The sequence below is a fragment of the Georgenia satyanarayanai genome, assembly GCF_900116375.1.
GTDB lineage: Bacteria > Actinomycetota > Actinomycetes > Actinomycetales > Actinomycetaceae > Oceanitalea > Oceanitalea nanhaiensis.
Map to the genome: position 1 here is coordinate 1 of NZ_UETB01000003.1, position 18,772 is coordinate 18,772.

Here is an 18,772-nt window from a genome sequence, read left to right on the forward strand (position 1 = left end):
GACCGCGACCCCGAACCCGTCGCCGAGCTCGACGGCTACGGCCCCATCCCCCCGATCCTCGCCCGAGCCCTGGCCACCGGCGGCACCTGGCGCAGACTCCTCACCGACCCCACCACCGGACAGATCCTCGACGTCGGACGCACCCGCTACCAACCACCCGCCGCCATCGCCGACCACGTCCGCCACCGCGACCGCACCTGCATCCGCCCCAGCTGCACCCACCCCGCCCGCACCGCCCACCTCGACCACATCCACGAGTGGAAGGACGGCGGCACCACCTCAGCCGACAACCTCGGCCCCCAGTGCACCGGCGACCACCACGCCAAGACCATCGGCGCCTACACCGTCGCCTACACCACCGACCGCACCTACGCCTGGACCACCCCCACCGACCACGGCTACCTCCGCCGCCCCGACGGCACCACCACCACCCTCCCCCGCCACACCACCCAAGCCCTGCGCAAGCTCGTGAAAGAGACCACCCGCAACGGCAGGCCCGTCGACCCCGCCCTCATCGACGCCGCTCTCGCCGCCGCGTCGGCCGGCACCGACACCCCCGAGCACTGGACACTTCCCAAGGGTCAGCGCTCGGCGCCGCGGCCCGACCTCCACCACGGGCAGTCCTGGGCTGACGGCGAACCGCCGTTCTAGAAACGGGTCCGGCGCCCGACACCCGTAGGTGTCGAGCGCCGGACCACGGCGCGACGCAGCCGTCACACGACGAAGGCGGAGACCCTCCCGCGCAGCTCGTCCGCCATGCGGGCCAGCTCGTCGGTGGCGCTCTGCATCTGTGCGAGGACGGTGCTGGAGGTGGCCGTCACGGTGGCGACGCCGGAGATGTTCGCGGCGATCTCCCCGGAGCCGGCGGCGGCCTCGTGCACGCCGCGCGTCATCTCCTGCGTCGTCGCGGTCTGCTGCTCGACGGCGGAGGCGATGGTGAGCTGGTAGTCGTTGATCGAGCGCACGGTCTTGGCGATCTCCTCGATCGCCGCCACCGCGGCCACGGTCTGCGTCTGGTTGTCACCGATGCGGGTGGTGATGTCCTCAGCGGCCCGCGCGGACTCCTGCGCCAGCTCCTTGACCTCCCCGGCGACGACGGCGAAGCCCTTGCCCGCCTCACCGGCCCGCGCGGCCTCGATGGTCGCGTTGAGCGCGAGCAGGTTGGTCTGCTCGGCGATCGAGGTGATGACCTTGACGACCTCGGAGATCTCCCGCGAGCTCTCACCGAGGTTGTTGACGGTGCTGGCGGTCGCGTCCGCCGTCGTGACGGCGCGGGCGGCGACGCCGGCGGCCTCCCCCGCGTTCTTCGCGATCTCCTGGATGGAGGCGCTCATCTGCTCGGCGCCGGAGGCGACGGTCTGGACGCTGTGGGAGATCTGCTGGGCGGCGTCGGAGACGGCGCTGGCCTGGGCCGAGGCCTCCTCCGAGCCGGCGGCCACCTGCGTGTTGGAGGCGGACAGCTCCTCCGCGGCGGCGGCGACGGTCTGGGCGGACTCGACCACGCTGGTGAGCGCCTCGCGCAGGGCGACACGGGCCAGGGAGGAAGAGTGCGCCATCTGCCCGAGCTCGTCACGGTCCTCGACGTGCGCGTCCACGGTCATGTCGCCCGCGGCCATGGCCTCGAGCGAGCCGCGGACGGCGTGCAGGCCGCGGCGGATGCGACGGGTGACGGCGACGGCGATCGTGACTGAGATCGCGGCCGCGACGACGAAGCCGATGGTGAGCACGAGAAGGGTCTGGCTGATCTCGCTGCTGGCGTCGGTCGCGATCGCGTCGACACGGTTCTGGATCTGCCCGTCGGCGAGGACGAGTGCCCGCCCGGCGTTGTCCGGGTCACCGGCCGGGGAGGCGTTGAGCGCGCTCTCCAGGCCGACGACGTCGCCGGCCTCGACGAGCGGCATGAGGGTGGCGTCGCGGTAGGTGAGCCAGCCCTCCCAGCGGGTGGTGAAGTCGGCCCACTGCTGGGTCTCCGACTCGGGGTACTGGGAGACGGCGTCGATGAGCCCGTCGACGGTGCGGTCGTTCCACGCCTGGGAGGTGAGGAGCTGCTCGCGGCGGGACTCGTCGGTGGCGGCGGCCGCACGGCGGACGAGCAGGTGGCTCTGGGACTGGGCGGCGCGCAGCTCGGCCATCGAGCCCTGGAGGTCCTCGGTGAGGAGGCGGACCTCGGTGAGGTGGTCACCGGCGCGCAGCAGCGCGACGGCACCGGCCCCGCCGACGATGCCGAACAGCCCGCCGAGGATGACGATGGCGGTGGCGATCTTGAAGCCGACCGGACGGTCCCAGAACCACGCGTTGCGGCGTCGTCGGGGGGCGTCAGGGGTGTCGGTGCTGGTGCGGCGGCTCATGCCAGGTCTCCCGCCTCGTAGTAACCGCTCTCGATGAGCAGGTGGTGGTAGTTGTCCTGCGTGACGAGCTGGGGGGTCAGCAGGTAGGCGGGCACGATGAGCCGGCCGTTGTCGTAGGTGGTGACGTCGTTGGTCTCGGGGTCGCCACCGTTGAGCATCTGGTGCACCGCGGAGACGGCGACCTCCGCGAGCTGGCGGGTGTCCTTGAAGATCGTCGTGTACTGCTCGCCGGCGGCGACGGACTTGGCGGAGGCGAGGTCGGCGTCCTGGCCGGGCACGACCGGCAGGGCGCGGTCACCGGCGTCGAGCCCGGCGGTGGCGAAGACGCCGATGAGCGCCTGGGCGATGCCGTCGTTCGGGGACAGCACGCCGTGGAGCTGCTGGTCGGCGTCGTAGGTCTGGATGAGCGCGCTCATCCGCGCCGCTGCGGTCTCCCCGTCCCACGCGGGCGTGGCGACGACGTCGAACTCCGTCTCACCGGAGACGACCTCGACGACGCCGGAGTCGAGGTAGGGCTGCAGGACGCTCATGGCGCCGGCGTAGAACACCGTCGCGTTGTTGTCGTCGGGCGAGCCGGCGAAGATCTCGATGAAGAACGGACCCTCGGCACCGGTCTCGCGGCCGGTCTCGTCGAGCACGCCGATGCCCTGGAGCAACGAGGTGGCCTGCTGGATGCCGACACGCTCGTTGTCGAAGGTGGCGTAGTAGTCGACGTCGGGGCTGTCGAGGATCAGGCGGTCGTAGGCGACGACGGGGACGTCGGCCGCGCCGGCTTCGGCCAGCACCGCGGTGAGCGCCGACGCGTCCACCGCGCCGACGACGAGCGCGTCCGCGCCCGCCTCGACCATCTGGCGGATCTGGTCGGCCTGCAGCTGGGGGTCGTCGTCGGCGTAGTCCACCATGACGTGGTGTCCGAGGGCCTCGAGCTGTGCGGTGACGTTCGCGCCGTCCTTGGCCCAGCGCTCGAGCTGCTGCGTGGGCATCGCGACGCCGACGCGGGCGACCTCTTCGCCCTCGCTCGCCGCTTCCGAGTCTGCGCCGGCGCAGCCGGCGAGGCCGACGGCGACCGCCAGGGCACCGAGCCCGACAGTCCGGGCTGTTCGTCGTACAAGTGTCATGCGACCGCACCATCCGTGGCTGAACCGACCGGCGCGTCCAGCGCCGGGCCCCTGGTGAGGGGCGTCACTCAGGGCGATCGGTGCATCGCCCGCAATGATGACCGGTGGCGCGTGTGGCTCTTGTCACACGACGGCGTCGCGCCGTCCCGCGATCGCCTCCGCTCAGCCGGTCGTCAGGCGTGGCCTGGCCGTCACGACCTCGATCGGCTCGCTCTGCGTCTCGGTCACCGCCCTGCCCGCGACCGGGATCCATGTCGAGGTCCCCTCCACGCGGAAGTCCGCATCCCACTCCGTACGCAGCGAGATCCTTACCGTCCCGGGGTCGCTGTAGACGTGGGAGACCGTGTGATTCGGCCAGGGAGCCCCGGGGTCAGTTCCTGTCAGCGGCGCCGATCCGTCCCCGAAGTCCCACGTGAAGAGAACCGGAGTCACGCGCACGTCGATATCCAGATCGAGAACCCGCGTGCCCAGGACATGCTCCGCCGCATCGGTCATCACGACCGTGTCAGTCCCCACGAGTACCCATGCTTGGTCCGGCTGGATCTCCAGGCTGCCGGAGTCCACGAGCAGTGACTGGACGTCCTCCCGCGTGAATACCAGCACTTCCCTAGGAACTTCCTCGGCTTGTTCCGCATCTTCGCCGTCGGTCCACCAGCGCTCTGGAGCCCACTCACCTTCAGGCACAGGGTCACATGCAGTCACTCTGGTCTCGTACTTGCCCCACACGTACGTGACCGGCGGGCAATATCGCTCACGCACAACGCCAGAACCTGCCACAGGATCTCCGGCAGAACCTCTTCTCGAATGCCTCCTTTGCACGGACCCATCAATGACAACCTCGCCCGTCCCGTGCGTCCCCCCTCGGAGGTTCCCGGGCGGCCTCGGAGACTCTTCCGGCCGCGGAGTCGTCCTAGGAGCACGCGCCGCCTCGGTGACGCGCTCGGTGTTAGCCAGCGAGGCGCTCGCGTCACCCACCATCTGACCGGACCCAACTGGGGCAAGCGAGACCACCAAGCCCAGGCACATAACCACAGCTTTCATAGCCCGTCAGCCGCCTCTACGCTTCCGTCGATCACTATCCACCCGTCGCGCTCGCGTGCGAGGGCGAACGTGTACGTGGCCCCGCCACCTTCCAAGGCGCGTATTTCGATGCCGTCTCGGGAGTACTCCTTGGAAGGCGCCTCAGTCCCCGTAAGCGCGATCAAGACCGCACCGTCAGCGTCACCGGACTCCTGCGTCTCAACTTCCTCCACGTCGAACGCGCCGCCGGTCGCATAACCACCATCGGAAAATAACTCCTCGACTCGTTCTGCAGCCCCTGCACAAAAGCGACACTCGGGATCCGACATGGAAGCCCACTGCTCGAGATCTCCAGTTGCAAAGATGTACGCGTACAACTGCATGAAATGCCGTGCTGCCGCCTCTGCCCCCTCGATGTCGTCGCGCTCCATCTCCTCCGGCCTGGTCGGCTCGGGCCACGGCGTGGGGCCGGGTGCTGGGGACGTCGTCTCCTCGGTCGTCGTCGTGGGCGACGGCTCCGGGGCCGGCTCCGTCGTCGGGCTCGCGTTGCCCTCGGAGTCGCTGCAGCCCGCGACCAGCAGGCCGATCGCTGCCACGACCGCTCCGAGTGCGCTCCGTCGTCTCGTCATCCTCGTCAGTCCTCCCGATCAGTCAGCACGCGCCGACGACGTCACTGAGATGGAAAACCCGTCCGACCACGGCACAAGCACCCACGGCACGACGGCGGGCCGGGCAACCGCTGTCAGCGTCACCTGCGCCGTCCGGCCGTCGCTCGTCCCGGTCGCCCCGGCCACTCCGAGGCCGTGGAAGGATCCCGCCGCAGCAGACTCCTGCAGGTGCTCCCCCACCGCGGCGTGGACGGAGGAGTCAGAGAGCGGCAAGCCGTCCCGCTCCCCCGCGTAGTACAGGCCGTAGTCGATCGCGTCGGCCGCGTCGGCTGCCGCGCCGTCCGCGAGCGCCAGCAGCTGCTTGCGCTCGAGGTACACCGACGAGGCCGCCGCCACGACGAGCACCAGCGCCAGCGCCAGCACCCCGAAGCCGAGTGAGAGCAGCATGATCTGCCCGCTCTCGCCGTCGTCGTCCGTGCGTGCGCGGCTCATGGCAACCCGCTGAACTCAGGCACGGCCGCCAGGTACGTCGCACTCACCGGGACCTCGAGGGGCACGGCGCCGGCGACGAAGTCGGGGACGAGCGGAAGCCTGACGGCGGTGGCCACCTCCACGTGGATCTGGCCCCCCGCGCTCAGGCACGGGTTCTCACTGCACGTGAAGTCGAGTGCCGCCGCCGCGTCCACCGCGATCCCGTGGTCCTCGAAGGCAAGCTCCACCGCCGTCTGCGCCTGGCCCGCCGCCGTCGACAGGTCCTCCGCCTGGCTCAGCACTCTGCCGGACTCACGCGCCGCCGCTTCCGCCGCGAAGGCGGCCGCCTGGATCTGCCCCAACGTGAGCACCAGGTACACGAGCGGTACGAGCAGGACGAGCGTGACGCCGATGAACTCGACAACGGCGTTGCCGCCCTCCTCCTCGCGCAGGCGCGCCAGCAGCGCGCGGACGTTGCTCATTCCTGCACCGCCCGACCGCTGGCCGTCATCGTCCCCGCCGGTCCGAGCAGGCCCAGCACGGGAACCGGCGCGCGGACGGTGACCTCCACGAGGGCCATCCCGTCGCGCTCGACGACCTGGGCTGCGACGTCCTCGCCGTAGCGCGGGTGCAGCGCCGTCCCGATCAGCTCACGTGTCCGCTCCGCTCCCGCCGCCGGCGAGCTGCCCTCGAGCGCGCCAAGACGCGCCCCCTCGCCCGCGGCGTCGACGATCGTGTTGCGCACGTGGAGCGCGAGAGTCAGCTGCAGGACCCCGAGCAGGACCGTGACGACGAGGATCGAGACGAGGACGAACTCCACCACCGCGGACCCGTCGTCCGCAGCGAGGCGCCTCCTCAGATGTTCATGACGCGGCTGATGGCGGCCTCGAAGACGCTGGTGAGCGCGGGGCCGGCGATGAGCCAGATCGCGAACACGAGGCCCGCCGTCATCAGCGTGACCATCACCCACCCTGGGACATCGCCGCGTTCCTCGGCCACGAAGCGCCGTCGTAACGCCGCGAGATAGGTGCTCAGGTACAGCCGCATGTCGTTCTCCTTGGTCGTCGGTGCGGACGGGTGCGGTCGGGGGCGGGGGCGGGTTCACAGGCCCACCTGCAGAAGCATCAGGCCGGGGAACAGCGCGAACAGGACGGTCACCGGCAGCACGAGGAAGACGACGGGGAACATCATCTCGATCTCCTTCTTGCCGCCGACCTCCATGAGCTCACGGCGGGCGGCCTCCCGGGCGTCCTGTGCCTGGGCACGCAGCACCTCGGCGAGCGGGGTGCCACGGTCGACGGCAACGGCGATCCCCTCGGCGAAACGGGCCACGGCCGGCTGTGAGGTCCGCGCCGCCAGGCGTTCCAGCGACACCGCCAGAGGCGTGCCCGCCCGGGCCTCTCCGAGCGTGACCTCGAGCTGTGTGGTGAGCGCACCCCGCGTCGTGCGCGCCACCCGCTCGAGCGCCGCCATCGGCCCCTCGCCCGCGCTCACCGCGAGGGCGAGCAGCTCGGCCACGGCGGGCAGCTCCTCGAGCATCGCGTGCTGGTTGCGGTTGGCGGTCCGGGTCAGCCACCGGTCGCGTGCGACGGCGGCCACGACGGCGGCGATGACGACGACGCCGGTCCCCGCCAGCACGTTGAGACCGCGGGCCACGCCCGCGAGAGTGACGAGGAGGAGCCCGCCGGTCAGGCCGAGGACCGCCCACATCATCTGCTCGAGGCGGAACTGCTCGACCGTGAGCGGCGCCCCGGACAGGGCGATGCGGCGGCGGACGTTCTGGGTCGTGCTGCCGAGCCTCTCGAGCACGCGCCCGGCGTCGGACATGACGGGGGCCAGGAGGCTCTCGAGCGTGGGGAAGGGCGTGTGTGTGCGGGGCTCGGCGAGGAGGCCGGACGTCGCGGGCCGCTCGCGCAGGTACGGGGCGATGCGGTCCGGCAGCCGCGGGCGCATGGCCCGCACCCGCCACGCGACGAGAACCAGCCCGAGCCCGCCGATGAGGCCTGCGAACGCGCCCCACGCCGTCGGGCTCACCGCAGCACCCGCGCTTCCTCGGGCAGCCGCCCGAGCCGAACCATGAGCCAGTACGCGACCCCGGAGACCGCCGCACCGGTCGCGAGCACGAGGACGCCAGCGGCGGAGTTGAAGGCGGCCGCCGTCTCCGGCCGGCCGCTGAGGAGCAGGAGCACGGCCCACGGTGCGGCCGTCGCCAGGCGTGCACCGTTGACCGTCCAGCTCTGGCGGGCCTCGAGCTCCCCGCGGGTGCGCAGGTCCTCCCGCAGCAGCTGCGCAAGGGTCCGCAGGAGTCGAACGAGGTCCGAGCCACCCACCTCGCGGGTGATGCGCAGCGCCTCGATGATGCGGTCCGCGACCGGGTCCGCGAGCCGTGCCTTGAGGCGGTCCAGCGACTCGGTGAACCGGCCGGTGACACGGTAGTCCTCACCGAAGCGCCGGAACTGCGGGCGCACCTCCTCCGGCCCACGCTCTCCCAGGCTGGTGAGCGCCTCGGGCAGGGAGAGGCCGGCGCGGATGGCGGAGATGAGGTCGTCGACGACCTCCGGCCACACGGCCCGCAGCTCCACCTGACGGCGTCGCGCCCGGGACCGGACGAGCACGCTCGGCACGCCGGCCGCCATGACGGCAAAGCACACAGCGATCGGCGGGGAAGCCGTGAAGCCGTACGCGAGCAGCAGGACGATGATCGCGAGGACCACAGAGGCGGTGGCCAGACGGGCCGGCGTCACCGCCGGTGCGCCGGCCCGCACGAGGAGGTCCTGCGTGCGTTCGTTCCACCGCGAGGGGCGACGCTCCCGAACCGGTTGGGGCCAGCAGGAGAACCAGAGCAGCAGCAGGCCGGCACCGAGCAGCAGACCCGCCACCGTCCCCACGGCTACCGCCCGGAGTCCTGCATGAGCAGCTCGGCGAGGTCGTAGCCCGCTCTCTCGAACCGATCGACGTCCGGTGGGAAACCGCCGGCTCGCTGCAGGCTGCTTCCCCGCAGCGCGAAGATCTCAGCGGTCTCGACTACCCCCTCCTCGGACCTCCCGGTGACAGCGACGATCTCCCGCACCCGCCGTCGTCCATGTCGGTCCAGCTCGAGGTGGACGACGAGGTCGATGGCGGAGGCGACGGTGGGCACGACAAAGGTGCTCGAGACGTTCTCCCCCGCGAGGAGCGGCAACGTACACATCTTGGTCACGGCCTCGCGGGCAGAGTTGGCGTGGACCGTGCACATGCCGGGGATGCCCGCGTTGAGGGCGATGAGCATGTCGAAGCTCTCCGCCTCACGCACCTCGCCGATGATGATGCGGTCGGGCCGCATCCGCAGGGCCTCCTTGACGAGACGGCGCAGCCTGACCTCGCCCTGGCCCTCGAGGTTCGGCTGGCGGCACTGCATGGCGACGACGTCGCGGTTGGCCAGCCGCAGCTCGAAGACCTCCTCGCACGTGATGATGCGCTCGTGCGGCGGGATCGCGCCGGCCAGGGCGTTGACCATGGTGGTCTTCCCCGCCTGCGTCGCCCCGCTGACCAGGACGTTCATGCCGGACACGACGGCGGCGTCGAGGAACGCGGCGGCCTGGGTGGTGAGCGAGCCGAGCGTGACGAGGTCGCTCACGCGGGTGGCACGGGCGATGTACTTGCGGATGTTGACGGCCCACGACCGGCGGGTGATGTCCGGGATGACGACGTGCACGCGCTCGCCCGTGGCGAGGGACGCGTCGACGAACGGGGAGGACAGGTCCAGGCGGCGGCCGGAGATCCGCAGCATGCGCTCGACGAGGTCGTGGACCTGTGTCTCGGTGAGGATCGTCGTCGTCAGCTCCGCGCGACCGGCACGGGCGATGAACACCTTGCCCGGCTCGTTGATCCACACCTCCTCGATCGTCGGGTCGTCGAGGAAGCGTTGGAGGGGCCCGAGGCCGGCGACGGCGTCGAGGACGTCCTTGGCCGTCTGCTCCGGGTCGACGACGGGCGGCACAAGTCCCGCGACCGAGCGGCTGTCGTAGTCGGCGAGGGCGTCGGCCACGAGCGCGCGGACGCCGGCGGTGTCGCGGGCAGGGTCGAGGCCGCGCCGACGGACGAGCTCACGCACCTCGTCCTCGAGCAGCACCGTTGCCTGGTTCATGCCTCGCACCCCCCGGGAGCGGATGATGGAGGCAAACCTAGGGGCAATCGGACGCGGTGTCAGCCCCCTCGCGCGAATCTGTGGACAACGGCGAAGGAGCGACGCGCGTCGCAACCTTCTCGGCCCCGACGGCTAGGTGACTGGACGGTTGCCCTGACCGATGACGTGGAGCACCAGAGCCAACGCGAGGCAGATGATCCCCACCCCTCCGTACGTGAGGGACGAGCTGTGCAGGTCGAACGCGCGCTCCGGGGCGCCTGCGACGGCGTACCGCCCGGCGAGGTAGGCGTGGTTGATGGCGACACCAGCGGTGAAGACGCTCACCGCGCACAGAAGGACGACGAGGACGCGCATCCCGGTACCCCCGATCTCTCGACGACGCAGTGCTCGCGCGGGAAGTATCCCCTCACGGACGCGCAGGCGTCCTCGAGTTCGCATCGACGCCGCCCGACACCCATCAGGCGCCCGCGACCACCTCGAGGACCGCCTCGCCGTACCGCTCGAGCTTGGCCGCACCCACCCCCGAGATCCCGCTCAGCTCGGAGCGGTTCTCCGGGCGCGACTGCGCGATCGCGGCGAGCGTCGCGTCGGGGAAGACGACGTAGGCCGGCACGCCCTGCTCCTTGGCCACCGAGGCCCGCCAGGTACGCAGCTGCTGGAACAGCGCCTGCTGCGGCTCGTCGAGGTCGAGCGGCGCCTTCGACGCGCCGGACCGCGACTTCCGCGCCGTCCGCACCCGCTCGGGCTCCCGCCGCAGCCGCACCTCGCGCTCCCCGCGCAGCACCTCCCCCGCCGCCTCGGTGAGGGCGAGCACGCCGTACTCCCCCTGCACCTGGAGCAGCCCCTGGGCGAGGAGCTGGCGGACCACCCCGCGCCACTCGGCGTCGCCCAGCTCGGTGCCGATGCCGAAGGTCGACAGCTCGGTGTGGCGCATCTTCACCACCCGCTCGTTCTCCCGCCCCAGCAGGATGTCCACGAGGTGCCCGGCGCCGAACTGCTGCCCGCGCTCGCGCTGCAGCCGCACGATCGTGGACATGAGCTTCTGCGCCGGCACGGTGCCGTCGAAGGCCTCCGGCGGGTTGAGGCAGGTGTCGCAGTTCCCGCACGGCTCGCTGTCCTGCCCGAAGTACCGCAGCAGCTGCTGGCGTCGGCACTGGACGGTCTCGCACAGCGCGAGCATCGCGTCCAGGTGCAGGGTCTGCGCCCGCTTGCGCTGCGCGTCCCCCTCACCGTCGGCGATCATCCGCCGTTGCTGGACCACGTCCTGCAGCCCGTACGCGAGCCACGCCGTCGACGGCAGCCCGTCGCGCCCCGCGCGTCCTGTCTCCTGGTAGTACCCCTCGATGCTCTTGGGCAGGTCCAGGTGCGCGACGAACCGCACGTCCGGCTTGTCGATCCCCATGCCGAACGCGATCGTCGCCACCATGACGACGCCGTCCTCCCGCAGGAACCGCGCCTGGTTGCGCCCGCGCAGCTCCGCCGGCAGGCCCGCGTGGTACGGCAGTGCCGTGACGCCCTGGGTGGCGAGCCACTCCGCCGTCTTCTCCACCGACGCCCGCGAGAGGCAGTAGACGATCCCCGCCTCGCCGTCGTGCTCGTCCTTGATGAGCCGCAGCAGCTGCTTGCGCGCCTCCTGCTTGGGCGCGATCCGGTACTGGATGTTGGGCCGGTCGAAGCTCGAGACGAACACGCGCGCGCCGTCGAGCCGGAGGTTGCGGACGATCTCCTCGCGCGTCTCCGCCGTCGCCGTCGCCGTGAGCGCGATCCGCGGCACGTCGGGCCAGCGCTCGTGGAGGATCGTCAGCCCGAGGTAGTCGGGCCGGAAGTCGTGACCCCACTGCGCCACGCAGTGCGCCTCGTCGATGGCGAAGAGCGCGATCCGCGCCCGGTCGAGCAGGTCGGCGGCCACCGGCAGGCGCTCGGGCGCGAGGTAGAGGAGGTCGAGCTCCCCGCCGAGCAGGCGGCGCTCGACGTCGCGGCGCTCGTCGATGCTCTGCGTGGAGTTGAGGAACGCGGCCCGCACCCCGAGCTGCTCGAGCGCGTCCACCTGGTCGTGCATGAGCGCGATGAGCGGGCTGATGACCACGCCCGTGCCCTCCCGCACGAGCGCCGGGATCTGGTAGCACAGGCTCTTGCCGCCACCGGTGGGCATGAGGACGAGCGCGTCGTCCCCGCGCGTCACCGTCTCGATGATCTCGGCCTGCTCACCGCGGAAGGCGTCGTAGCCCCACACGCTGGTCAGCGCCTCGAGAGGCGTGGACGACGACGCCGCAGCGGCCCGCGCCGTCGCCAGCGGTGCCGCGGTGGCGGCGTCCGTCGCGAGGGCGGCGGCCATCTCGGGGTCGTGGACGTCCCACTCGCTCATGGGGTCCGGCGGCGGCTCGTCCCAGTCGGGCTCCGGCCCGGTCCACATGTCACCCACCCCGCCAGGGTAGGTGGTCCACGAGGGCCGCCGGGGCGGGGTGTGGGCGGGACGCCTCAGCGGCTGGAGACGGTCGTGCGGGCCGTGCGGTGGTCCACCACGGCCCCGGCGAGCAGCGCGACCGACGCGAAGCCCGACCAGTACGCGACCTGCTGCGCCGTCTCCGGCGCGAACGCGCTCGTCACGAGCGCCGCGACCGCGAGCAGCGGCACGCCGATGCCCCACACGCGGTAGAAGGTGCCGGTGAAGCGGGGGTGGCGGTAGCTCTGAGGGCTCAAGACGGCGTGGATCGCGACCGACCCGAGCGCCAGGACGATGAGGACGGTCCCGACCGTGAAGGCGCCCTCCTCGAAGGAGGTCACCGCGCCCACGACCCCCATGAGCGTGGCCAGCACCGCCGACGCGCCCAGCGCGATGCGAGTCACCGCTTCCCACCTCTTCCCACGTCGCCGCCCCGGCCGCAGGGTCTCCGCGGGCGGGCGGCAACTCTGCTGACCTAAGCGGACCGCACCCGCCGTGCCCCGCGCAAGCCCGCGGGAAGAAACCGGTCGGGGGGTGGAGCCGCTGCTCCGTCCTCCGTCGTCCCCGGGGGGTCGGGGTCCGACTTCCGCACGGTTTCGCGGCAGCCGGCTGCCCGGGCGACGGCGTGACGATGCGTCCGTGCGTGCGGCCGAGGAGGCGCGGGGTCAGGACTCGCTGAGCACCGCCTGGACCTCCTCGGCGGTCCGGGCCGCGCGCAGGCGGGCCACCTGGGACTCGTCGAGGAAGACCTCGGCCACCCGGGAGAGCACCTGGAGGTGGTCGTCGCCCGCGCCGGCGACCCCGATGACGAACTCCGTGTCCTTGCCGTCCCAGTCCAGCCCCTGCGGGTAGCGGACGAAGGAGATCGCCGTGCGGGCGATGAGCCCCTTGGCCTCGTTCGTGCCGTGCGGGATGGCCAGGCCGCTGCCCATGTGGGTGGAGACCGACTCCTCCCGCTCGTGCATCGCCTCGACGTAGGCCGCCGGCACCGCGCCGCTGGCCACGAGCAGCCCGCCCGCCTCGGAGATGGCCTCCGCCTTCGACGACGCCCGCCCCTCCAGGACGATCGCCTCCACCGCGAGCAGCCCGCCCGCCGGTGCGGCGCCCGCCTCGGGGGCCGCGGAGGTGCCGGCGCCGGTCGCCGGCCCCGCCATGCTCGCCGCCGGCTGCGCCGTGGCCGGCACCGACGAGCTGGGGGCCGGCTCGGTGGGCTCGGCAGCGGACCGGCTCTCCCCCACCAGCGCGACGACCTCGTCGTAGCGCGGGCTGGCCATGAAGTCCTCCACCGACACGTGCACGGCCGAGGGTGTGCGCTGCCGGGCGCGGTCGGTGAGGTCACGGTGGGTGACGACGAGGTCGGCGTCGTCGCGGAGGCTGGAGATCGCCTTGTTCACCACCGTGACGTCCTCGTACCCGGCGTCGCGGATCTTCCGGCGGAGCACCGAGGCGCCCATCGCGGAGGAGCCCATCCCGGCGTCGCAGGCGAAGACGATCGAGCCGATCGGCCGGGTGGCCGTCGCGACGCCCCCGCCGGTGAGGGCACCGGCCACGCTCGAGCGCTTGCCCTTCATCTCCTCCATGCGTTCGGTGGCGCCCGCGAGGTCGGCGTCGTCGTCCTTGCCCGTGCGCAGCAGCACCGCGGCGACGAGGAAGGTGACGAGGGCGGAGAGCACCACCGAGAGGATCACCCCCACCAGGCTCCCCACGGGGGACTGGATGAGCACGGCGATGATCGAGCCCGGCGCGGCCGGTGCCCGCAGGCCCGAGCCGAAGACGAGGTTGGTCGCCACACCGGTCATGCCGCCGGCGATGACGGCGAGGATGAGGCGCGGCTTCATGAGGACGTAGGGGAAGTAGATCTCGTGGATGCCGCCGACGAACTGGATGAGCGCGGCGCCCGGCGCGGACGCCTTGGCCAGGCCCGTGCCGAAGACCGCGAAGGCGAGCAGCAGACCCAGGCCCGGGCCGGGGTTGGCCTCGATGAGGAAGAGGATCGACTGGCCGTCCGTGATCGCTTCCGTGGTGCCCAGGGGCGTGAAGATGCCGTGGTTGATCGCGTTGTTGAGGAAGAGGATCTTGGCCGGCTCGACGAGGATCGAGGTGAGCGGCAGCAGGCTGTTGTCGACGAGGAACCGCACGACGTTGCCCGCCGCGTTCGAGAAGGCCTCGACGAAGGGCCCGGCGGCCACGAAGCCGAGGATCGCCAGGATCATGCCCCAGATGCCGGCGGAGAAGTTGTTGACGAGCATCTCGAAGCCGGGGCGGATCCTGTCCGCCCACAGCGCGTCGAGCTTCTTCATCGACCAGCCGCCCAGCGGCCCCATGACCATGGCGCCGAGGAACATCGGCACGCCCGCGCCGGTGATCGCGCCCATGGTGGCGATGGCGCCGACGACGCCGCCGCGGATGTTGTCGTCGTAGAGCATCCGGCCGCCGGTGTAGCCGATGAGCAGCGGCAGGAGGTAGGTGATCATCGGGGCGACGATCCCGCCCGCCTCCGCGCCGGCGCCCCAGCCACCGAGGCGCTCGACCAGGCCGTAGCCGCCCTCGTAGCCGAAGACGTTCTCGCCGATGAGGGTGATCCACCCGACCTCGATGAACAGGGCGGTGATGAGCCCCCAGGCGATGAAGGCAGCGATGTTCGGCAGCACCATGTTGGACAGGGCGGTGCCGAGCTTCTGGACGGCGACCCGCAGGCCGCCTCGCTCCCGGCCCGCGCTGCCGCGGTCGGGTCGCACGTCAGTGGGTGCGGACATTGTGCTCCTCCTCGAGAACGGTGATGCACCTCACGCATCGGGCACCAGTAAACACCCATCCGGGCCGAAAGCCAAGAACTTCCACCTGTTCCCACATCCGAGTGTGTGGCTATAGTGAGTGCACGGCGTCACACCGCGCCGTCCCCACCGATTGGGAGGACCGATGAAGGCCCTGCGCTTCTACGCACCCGAGGACGTCCGCCTCGAGGACTACCCCGAGCCGACGTGCGGCCCGGACGAGGTCAAGATCCGGGTCCGCAACTGCTCCACGTGCGGCACCGACGTCAAGATCTTCCACAACGGCCACCAGAACCTCAGCCCGCCGCGGACCATCGGCCACGAGATCGCCGGCGAGGTCGTCGAGGTCGGCGCCGAGGTCGCGGGCCTGTACGGCACCGACTGGCAGGTCGGGGACCGCGTCCAGGTCATCGCCGCCGTCCCCTGCGGGGAGTGCCACGAGTGCCGCAAGGGCTGGATGGCCGTGTGCCAGAACCAGACCTCGATGGGCTACCAGTACGAGGGCGGCTTCGCCGAGTACATGGTCGTGCCCCGCCAGGTCCTCCAGGTGGACGGCCTCAACCGCGTGCCGGACAACGTCGGCTTCGACGAGGCCTCCGCCGCCGAGCCGCTCGCCTGCGCGATCAACGCCCAGGCGCTGCTCGGGATCGAGGAGGGGGACGTCGTCGTCGTCTTCGGCGCCGGCCCGATCGGCTGCATGCACATCCGCGTCGCGCGCGGCGTCCACGGCGCGGGGAAGGTCGTCCTCGTCGACGTCAACGCCGAGCGCCTGGCCATGTCCGCCGAGGTGGCCGAGCCCGACGAGACGATCGACGGCTCCCAGGTGGACGTCGTCGAGCGCGTGCTCGAGCTGACCGGCGGCCGCGGCGCGGACGTCGTCATCACCGCGACGGCGGCGAAGGTCGCCCAGGAGCAGGCCGTGGCGATGGCCGCCCGCAACGGGCGCATCTCCTTCTTCGGCGGGCTGCCGAAGAACGACCCCGTCATCGCGCTGGACTCCAACGTCGTCCACTACCGCCAGCTGCACATCCACGGCGCCAACGGCTCGGCCCCCGAGCACAACCGCCGCGCCCTGGAGTACATCTCCACCGGGCAGGTGCCGGTCAAGGACCTCATCACCCACCGCATCCCGCTCGAGGACGTCCTGTCGGCCTTCGACCTCGTCCGCAGCGGCACCGCGATCAAGGTGACCGTCGAGCCCTGAGCCGCCGTAGCATCGGGCCGCAGCGAGCCAGTCGAGGAGGAACGTGTACGCGGAGGAGCGCCAGCAGGCGATCGCCCAGCTCGTCGTGGCGCGCGGGCGTGTGGCGGTCACCGAGCTCGCCGAGGAGTTCGCGGTGACCACCGAGACGGTGCGCCGCGACCTCGGCGCGCTCGAGCGGCTGCGGCTGCTGCGGCGCGTCCACGGCGGCGCCGTCCCGGCCGCCTCGCTCTCGGCCATGGAGAGCCGCCTCGACGAGCGCGACGTCACCCACGCGCGGGAGAAGGAGCGCATCGCCGCCGCCGCGGCCCGGTTCCTCCCCGACGACGGCGGCACGGTCGTCATCGACGCGGGCAGCACCACCGCCCGGCTGGCCGGGTTCATCCCGCCCGACCGGCGGCTCACCGCCTTCACCCACGGCGTCCCGATCGCGGCGAAGCTCGCCCCGCTGCCCGGCGTCGACCTCCATCTCCTGCCCGGGCGGGTGCGCCCGACCACCCAGGCCGCGGTCGGCTCGCTCACCATCCAGGTGCTCGAGCGGCTGCGCGTGGACGTCGCCTTCCTCGGGACGAACGGCGTCACCGAGGACCACGGGCTGTCCACCCCGGACTCGGAGGAGGCCGCGGTCAAGCGCGCGCTCGTGCGGGCGGCGCGGCGCGTCGTCGTCCTCGCCGACTCCACCAAGCTCGGCCGGGAGGCGACGGTGAGCTTCGCCGGGCTCGACGACGTCGACGTCCTCGTCACCGACGCCGAGCCCGCCGCCGTCCCCGCCCGCGCCTTCGCGGCGCACGACGTCGAGGTGGTCGTCGCATGATCCTCACCCTCACCGCCAACCCGAGCCTCGACCGCACCGTGACGCTCGCCGGCCCGCTGCAGCGCGGGGCGGTGCTGCGCGCCGCGTCGATGACCTCGCAGGCCGGGGGCAAGGGCGTGAACATCTCCCGCGCCGCCGTCGCCGCTGGCATCCGCACCGTGGCCGTCCTCCCCGCCGACGGCGCCGACCCCTTCGTCACCGAGCTGCGGGACGCGGGGGTCGACTGCCGCCCCCAGCCGCCCGCCGGGGACGTGCGCGTCAACCTCACCCTCACCGAGCCGGACGGCACGACGACGAAGGTCAACAGCCCCGGCGCCGCCGTCGACCGCGCCCACCTGGACCAGCTGGCCGACGCCGTCGTCTCCCTCGCAGCGGAGGCGACGTGGGTGGTGCTGGCCGGGTCGCTGCCGCCCGGGGCACCGGCGAACTGGTACGCGCGGCTGGTCGAGCGGCTGCGCGGCACCGCCGCGCGGGTAGCGGTCGACACGAGCGAGGCGCCGCTCCTCGCGCTCGCGGCCGCGCTCCCGGGCGCCGCGCCCGACCTCATGAAGCCGAACGGCGAGGAGCTCGCCACGATCGTCGGGGCGGACCCGGCCGCCCTCGAGGACGACCCTGCTGCGGCGGCGCAGGCCGCGCGCGTGCTCGTCGGCCGCGGGGTGGGGGCCGTGCTCGTCACCCTCGGTGCGGCCGGTGGCGTCCTCGTCACCGCCGACGGCGCGTGGCACGCCCCGGCCCCGCCCACCACCGTGGTCAGCACCGTGGGCGCCGGTGACTCCAGCCTCTTCGGCTACCTCCTCGCCACCGAGCGCGGCGCCGCGGCGGAGGACGCGCTGCGCTGGGCCGTCGCCTACGGCAGCGCGGCGGCCGGGCTCCCGGGGACGGGGATCCCGCGGCCCGCGGACGTCGACGCGGGCGCGGTCGCTGCGGTCGCGCTGGTCCCCGGCGCCCCGGCGCCCAGCGCCTGAGCGGGCCCGACCGCCGGACCGGCCGGTGCGAGACCGTGTGGCACTCGCGCTCCCAGGGAGGCCGAAAGCCACACGATGACGAAGCGGCCGGCCGCGGACCTCAGGACTGCTGGTCGCGCAGCTCCGCGGCGATGCGCGCCCGGACCTCCTGGTCGTGCATGCCCGGGCCGACGTCGGCGTCATCGCTCCCCGACTCGGCCGCGCGCGCCGGGTCGATGAGCCGGCGCACGCCCGCGCGCAGGAGTCGCGCGTCCACCGCGCCGGTGCCGCTGAGCAGGAGCAGCCCCGCGCCCTGGTCCAGCGCGGCGCTCAGCGCGCCGAGCTCCTCCACCGACATGGGGTCCCCCTCGACGCGCTGCTGCCGGACCACCTCGGTGTAGGCGTCGAGCAGCCGCTGCATCCGGCTGGCCATCTCCGCGCGGAGCGTCTCGTCGCGTGCCGCCACGGCGATGAACTCGAGGGTGGCGAGCGCGAAGCCGGTCATCGCGGCCGTGAGGTCCTCCTCGCTCACGCCGCCGGGCACCGCCTGGGGCATCTCCTCGACCCGCTCGAAGGGGTCCCACGCCTCCGCGAGCGCCGCCTCCATGTTGGTGTCCTGCACGGCGAGGAAGAGCGCGGCCTTGTTCTCGAAGTTCGAGTAGACCGCCCCCTTGGAGAAGCCGGCCTCCCGCGCGATGACCTCGAGGTTGGCGCGGTGGTAGCCGTCGCGGGAGAAGACCGCGCGCGCCGCGAAGATCAGCGCCTCCCGGGTCTGGCGCTGCCTGTCACGACGCGAGAGCGGGTCGGGCAGCTGGGGCATGTCCGCGATCCTACGTCGCCACGGCCATTGACGTACCGCGAGTATCTGAATACCGTCAGTATTCCCATACCGTCAGTATCCGAAA

The 18,772-nt window shown here is 72.2% G+C and carries 20 protein-coding genes; 4 read left to right on the top strand and 16 right to left on the bottom strand.

Going from position 1 to position 18,772, the window contains the following annotated elements; genetic code table 11:
- On the top strand, positions 1 to 651 hold a 651-nt coding region (locus DSZ44_RS18950), incomplete at its 5' end, for an HNH endonuclease signature motif containing protein (RefSeq protein WP_110851688.1).
- A gap of 62 nt (positions 652 to 713) precedes the next feature.
- On the opposite strand, the gene DSZ44_RS05850 is transcribed toward DSZ44_RS18950, so the two are convergent.
- From DSZ44_RS05850 to DSZ44_RS05920, 15 genes are all read right to left on the bottom strand, one after another.
- Positions 714 to 2,348, bottom strand: coding sequence for a methyl-accepting chemotaxis protein (locus tag DSZ44_RS05850; protein ID WP_110851689.1), 1,635 nt, complete (start codon positions 2,346 to 2,348; stop codon positions 714 to 716).
- A complete protein-coding gene (locus DSZ44_RS05855; RefSeq protein ID WP_110851690.1) occupies positions 2,345 to 3,466 on the bottom strand; it encodes a substrate-binding domain-containing protein in 1,122 nt (373 codons plus the stop codon). Before DSZ44_RS05855 ends, DSZ44_RS05850 begins: the two co-directional genes overlap by 4 nt.
- A 162-nt stretch (positions 3,467 to 3,628) precedes the next feature.
- The gene (locus DSZ44_RS18220) at positions 3,629 to 4,150 is read right to left on the bottom strand and encodes a PKD domain-containing protein (RefSeq protein WP_181424546.1); all 522 of its coding nucleotides are present in this window, start codon (positions 4,148 to 4,150) and stop codon (positions 3,629 to 3,631) included.
- Positions 4,151 to 4,503: 353 nt separating this feature from the next.
- Positions 4,504 to 5,082: a DUF6318 family protein gene (locus DSZ44_RS05865; RefSeq protein WP_110851692.1), complete on the bottom strand. Its 579-nt coding sequence runs from the start codon at positions 5,080 to 5,082 to the stop codon at positions 4,504 to 4,506.
- 51 nt (positions 5,083 to 5,133) lie between these two features.
- Entirely contained in the window at positions 5,134 to 5,586 is a 453-nt protein-coding gene (locus tag DSZ44_RS05870) for a pilus assembly protein TadG-related protein (protein WP_181424547.1), read from the bottom strand.
- Positions 5,583 to 6,047 carry a pilus assembly protein gene (locus DSZ44_RS05875; protein WP_220035107.1) on the bottom strand — a complete coding sequence of 155 codons (465 nt, stop codon included), beginning with the start codon at positions 6,045 to 6,047 and terminating at the stop codon, positions 5,583 to 5,585. Before DSZ44_RS05875 ends, DSZ44_RS05870 begins: the two co-directional genes overlap by 4 nt.
- Positions 6,044 to 6,388, bottom strand: a complete 345-nt coding sequence (locus tag DSZ44_RS05880; protein WP_258369260.1) for a TadE/TadG family type IV pilus assembly protein — start codon at positions 6,386 to 6,388, stop codon at positions 6,044 to 6,046. The genes DSZ44_RS05875 and DSZ44_RS05880 overlap by 4 nt, the downstream gene beginning before the upstream one ends.
- 32 nt (positions 6,389 to 6,420) lie before the next feature.
- Positions 6,421 to 6,612 carry a hypothetical protein gene (locus DSZ44_RS05885; RefSeq protein WP_110851693.1) on the bottom strand — a complete coding sequence of 64 codons (192 nt, stop codon included), beginning with the start codon at positions 6,610 to 6,612 and terminating at the stop codon, positions 6,421 to 6,423.
- Between the two features lie 54 nt (positions 6,613 to 6,666).
- Complete coding sequence (locus DSZ44_RS05890; RefSeq protein WP_110851694.1) at positions 6,667 to 7,599, bottom strand: type II secretion system F family protein; 933 nt, start codon at positions 7,597 to 7,599, stop codon at positions 6,667 to 6,669.
- Positions 7,596 to 8,453, bottom strand: coding sequence for a type II secretion system F family protein (locus DSZ44_RS05895; protein WP_110851695.1), 858 nt, complete (start codon positions 8,451 to 8,453; stop codon positions 7,596 to 7,598). Before DSZ44_RS05895 ends, DSZ44_RS05890 begins: the two co-directional genes overlap by 4 nt.
- 2 nt (positions 8,454 to 8,455) lie before the next feature.
- On the bottom strand, positions 8,456 to 9,691 hold the full coding sequence (locus tag DSZ44_RS05900) for a TadA family conjugal transfer-associated ATPase (protein ID WP_110851696.1): 1,236 nt from the start codon (positions 9,689 to 9,691) through the stop codon (positions 8,456 to 8,458).
- A gap of 132 nt (positions 9,692 to 9,823) precedes the next feature.
- Complete coding sequence (locus DSZ44_RS05905; protein ID WP_110851697.1) at positions 9,824 to 10,045, bottom strand: hypothetical protein; 222 nt, start codon at positions 10,043 to 10,045, stop codon at positions 9,824 to 9,826.
- A gap of 103 nt (positions 10,046 to 10,148) precedes the next feature.
- Complete coding sequence (recQ, locus tag DSZ44_RS05910; protein WP_258369295.1) at positions 10,149 to 12,104, bottom strand: DNA helicase RecQ; 1,956 nt, start codon at positions 12,102 to 12,104, stop codon at positions 10,149 to 10,151.
- Between the two features lie 65 nt (positions 12,105 to 12,169).
- The gene (locus DSZ44_RS05915; RefSeq protein WP_110851698.1) at positions 12,170 to 12,538 is read right to left on the bottom strand and encodes a hypothetical protein; all 369 of its coding nucleotides are present in this window, start codon (positions 12,536 to 12,538) and stop codon (positions 12,170 to 12,172) included.
- A gap of 261 nt (positions 12,539 to 12,799) precedes the next feature.
- The gene (locus DSZ44_RS05920) at positions 12,800 to 14,890 is read right to left on the bottom strand and encodes a PTS mannitol transporter subunit IICBA (protein ID WP_110851699.1); all 2,091 of its coding nucleotides are present in this window, start codon (positions 14,888 to 14,890) and stop codon (positions 12,800 to 12,802) included.
- Positions 14,891 to 15,053: 163 nt separating this feature from the next.
- On the opposite strand from DSZ44_RS05920, the gene DSZ44_RS05925 reads away from it, so the two are divergent.
- Genes DSZ44_RS05925 through DSZ44_RS05935 form a run of 3 tightly spaced genes read left to right on the top strand, consistent with a single transcriptional unit; the run spans position 15,054 to position 17,888 of the window.
- Positions 15,054 to 16,112, top strand: coding sequence for a zinc-dependent dehydrogenase (locus tag DSZ44_RS05925; protein WP_110851700.1), 1,059 nt, complete (start codon positions 15,054 to 15,056; stop codon positions 16,110 to 16,112).
- A 43-nt stretch (positions 16,113 to 16,155) separates the two neighbouring features.
- Entirely contained in the window at positions 16,156 to 16,923 is a 768-nt protein-coding gene (locus DSZ44_RS05930; RefSeq protein ID WP_110851701.1) for a DeoR/GlpR family DNA-binding transcription regulator, read from the top strand.
- Positions 16,920 to 17,888: a 1-phosphofructokinase family hexose kinase gene (locus tag DSZ44_RS05935; protein ID WP_110851702.1), complete on the top strand. Its 969-nt coding sequence runs from the start codon at positions 16,920 to 16,922 to the stop codon at positions 17,886 to 17,888. The genes DSZ44_RS05930 and DSZ44_RS05935 overlap by 4 nt, the downstream gene beginning before the upstream one ends.
- A gap of 100 nt (positions 17,889 to 17,988) precedes the next feature.
- Here DSZ44_RS05935 and DSZ44_RS05940 read toward each other — a convergent pair whose 3' ends face one another.
- Complete coding sequence (locus DSZ44_RS05940; protein ID WP_110851703.1) at positions 17,989 to 18,687, bottom strand: TetR/AcrR family transcriptional regulator; 699 nt, start codon at positions 18,685 to 18,687, stop codon at positions 17,989 to 17,991.
- Positions 18,688 to 18,772 lie beyond the last annotated feature (85 nt).

Bases quoted from the DNA above. Each gene is read 5' to 3' on its own strand.
- DSZ44_RS05925 (WP_110851700.1), top strand. From the start codon at position 15,054: ATGAAGGCCCTGCGCTTCTACGCACCCGAGGACGTCCGCCTCGAGGAC.
- DSZ44_RS05905 (WP_110851697.1), bottom strand. From the start codon at position 10,045: ATGCGCGTCCTCGTCGTCCTTCTGTGCGCGGTGAGCGTCTTCACCGCT.
- recQ (WP_258369295.1), bottom strand. From the start codon at position 12,104: ATGTGGACCGGGCCGGAGCCCGACTGGGACGAGCCGCCGCCGGACCCC.
- DSZ44_RS05885 (WP_110851693.1), bottom strand. From the start codon at position 6,612: ATGCGGCTGTACCTGAGCACCTATCTCGCGGCGTTACGACGGCGCTTC.
- DSZ44_RS05875 (WP_220035107.1), bottom strand. From the start codon at position 6,047: ATGAGCAACGTCCGCGCGCTGCTGGCGCGCCTGCGCGAGGAGGAGGGC.
- DSZ44_RS05870 (WP_181424547.1), bottom strand. From the start codon at position 5,586: ATGAGCCGCGCACGCACGGACGACGACGGCGAGAGCGGGCAGATCATG.
- DSZ44_RS05850 (WP_110851689.1), bottom strand. From the start codon at position 2,348: ATGAGCCGCCGCACCAGCACCGACACCCCTGACGCCCCCCGACGACGC.
- DSZ44_RS05935 (WP_110851702.1), top strand. From the start codon at position 16,920: ATGATCCTCACCCTCACCGCCAACCCGAGCCTCGACCGCACCGTGACG.
- DSZ44_RS05940 (WP_110851703.1), bottom strand. From the start codon at position 18,687: ATGCCCCAGCTGCCCGACCCGCTCTCGCGTCGTGACAGGCAGCGCCAG.
- DSZ44_RS05900 (WP_110851696.1), bottom strand. From the start codon at position 9,691: ATGAACCAGGCAACGGTGCTGCTCGAGGACGAGGTGCGTGAGCTCGTC.
- DSZ44_RS05920 (WP_110851699.1), bottom strand. From the start codon at position 14,890: ATGTCCGCACCCACTGACGTGCGACCCGACCGCGGCAGCGCGGGCCGG.
- DSZ44_RS05855 (WP_110851690.1), bottom strand. From the start codon at position 3,466: ATGACACTTGTACGACGAACAGCCCGGACTGTCGGGCTCGGTGCCCTG.